At 68.1% G+C, this 2,406-nt stretch carries 2 protein-coding genes; both read right to left on the bottom strand.

From position 1 onward, the window contains the following. On the bottom strand, window positions 1-879 hold an 879-nt coding region (locus NA10_RS35010), incomplete at its 3' end, for an AAA family ATPase (RefSeq protein ID WP_157557016.1). Window positions 880-970: 91 nt separating this feature from the next. Continuing rightward, window positions 971-2,254, bottom strand: coding sequence for an exonuclease SbcCD subunit D (locus tag NA10_RS35005; protein WP_084515696.1), 1,284 nt, complete (start codon window positions 2,252-2,254; stop codon window positions 971-973). Window positions 2,255-2,406: the final 152 nt, after the last annotated feature.

Below are 2,406 nucleotides of genomic sequence, written 5' to 3'. Positions count from 1 at the left end.
TTCGGCGTGGGCGGTGAGCTGGGCGGTGGCCTCGGCGCGGCGGCGGTGCAGGGTGTGCAGGCGGCGCTGCTCCTCGGCGGCGGCGCGGGCGCGGGCCGAGATCTGCTGGTGCCGTTCGCGTTCGGCCGTGGTGTCGGTGAGGTCGGCGCGGGCGGCGGTCAGCAGGGTGCGCGACCATTCACCGGATTCGAGCAGGCCCGCGGTTTCGGTGGCGGGGAGACCGGCGGCGGTGACGACCTGGCCGATGAGGCGATCGATGGTGGTTTTACGGGTATCGAGATCGGCGCCACTGGCACGGCGCTTATCGATCAGCCACTGTTCGGCGGTGCCGAAACGTTCGGTATCGAAGAGTTTTTCGAGAAGCTTTTCGCGATCCTCGTTATCGGCGCGCAGGAAGCGCGCGAAATCGCCCTGCGGCAGCAGCACGACCTGGAAGAACTGGTCGGCGCTCATACCGAGCAGGCGCAGCACCTCTTCGCCGATATCGGGAATTCGGGACAGGTGCTGGCCGCGGCCGTCCAACCATTCCAGGGTGGCCGACGCATTCTCTTTGACCCAACCGCTTTTCGCGCGCGAACTCGGGCGCTGAAACTCCGGTGAACGCGTCAAACGCAGCCGACGGCCGCCGAGCGTGGCCTCCAATCGCACCCGTGGCGGGGTCTGCTCATCGGCATGGTCGGAGTGCAGGCGCTTCTCCCCGCGCGCCCCGGGCACACTTCCGTAGAGCGCGAAGGCGACCGCGTCCAGCACGGTGGTCTTGCCCGCGCCGGTCTGCCCGTGCAGCAGGAAGAGCCCGTCTGCCCCCAATTCGTCGAAATCCACCACGGCGGTCTCCGCGAACGGCCCGAAAGCCGTCAGCTCCAAACGATGCAGCCGCACGCGCGAACCCCTTCCGCCTCCACACACCATCCAACAACCCGGCGCGGTCGACTGTCCTGGGGACACGCCGTCGCGCCTCCGCGATTACCCGTCATGCGGTCAACTCGGCTGCGCCACCCTCGGATTCGGGCGGGGTGAGCCCGAAAAGTCCGATATCGCCGTCCAATTCACCGTCACCCGATAGCCGGGTGCTGCCGTCCTCGGCAACCGGTCGCCGCTCCGCGGGCGCTCGCACCGGACCGTCCTTTTCGCGCGCGGCCACGCCGAGTGCCCGTTCCAACCAGGTCATCTCGCCCGAGGTGGGTGCGCCGCGAACGTCGGTCAGGAAGCTCTGCGCGATCTCGGTATCGCGGCGGCCACGTACGCGCTCGCGGTAGTGCAGCTCCGGATTGCCTTCCGGGCGTGCCCATTCCACATGCACCGCGTGCGGGAAACGTTCCCGCAGTTTGCGCAGCGCATCGACCGGCCGGGCCTGATCGGTCAGCGTGGCCGAGACGTAATCCGCTTCGGCAGCAACGTGTTCCGGCGCTCTGAGCAGCTCTTCCAGCGTGCCGCTGAGCTGACTCAGCCCGCGCACCACCGGCAGCTCGTGCCGCGTCACCTCGGACAAACCGTCGGCGTCGAGGTCAACGATCCACACCGATTTGCGATGCGACCGCTCGCCGAACGAATACGGCAGCGGCGATCCGGAGTACCGCACCGACTCCGACAGCGTCTGCGGAGAATGCAGATGTCCCAGCGCCACATAGTCGATCCCGGCGAACGCGCCGAGCGGCACCGTCTCCACACCGCCCACCGAAATCGAACGCTCGGATCCGGTCGCCTCACCGCCCACCACGAAGGCGTGCGCCAGCACCACCGACCGCACCCCGGCCCGCGCCGCCAGATCGGCGCGAACCAACCCCATGGCCGCGTCCAGAATCTCGGCGTGCGAACGCGCCTGCGGCACGCCCAGTTCCGCGCGGGTGATTTCCGGCTCCAGATACGGAATTCCGTAGAAAGCCACCTCTCCGTGCGAATCGGGCACCATTACCGGCCGCGCCACTTCGGCTATGCCGCATCGAAGATGCAATCCGCCCGCCGCGGCGAACGTGCCCAGCGCCCCGAGCCGCGTCGGCGAATCGTGATTGCCAGAGGTGGCCACAATGGTCGCCCCCGCGGCGCGAATAGCCTCGAACCCCCGATTGCACACCGCGATCGCATCCGCACTGGGAATGGAGCGGTCGTACACATCCCCCGGAAGCACCACCACATCCACCCGCTCCGCCGCCACCAGTTCGGCAATGGCGCGCAGCGAACACTCCTGATCGGACAGCAGATCGACACCGTGGAAGGTGCGCCCGATATGCCAGTCGGAGGTGTGCAGGATTCGCATGCCGCCGACGGTAGGCGATCCCCCCGACAGTTTCACCGGCACCCAGGCGCGCCGCCCCGAACTCGCCGATGTATTGCGGGCCGCGTTTCACCAATGAACGGCCGGACGAGCCTTCGCCATCCCCACGAACCCTCGTCACCCCGGCGCGCTTT

The sequence above is a fragment of the Nocardia acidivorans NBRC 108247 genome (assembly GCF_001625085.1).
GTDB lineage: Bacteria > Actinomycetota > Actinomycetes > Mycobacteriales > Mycobacteriaceae > Nocardia > Nocardia acidivorans.
The sequence above is the reverse complement of the archived record's forward strand: the minus strand, read 5'-3'. Positions and strand labels throughout refer to the sequence as shown.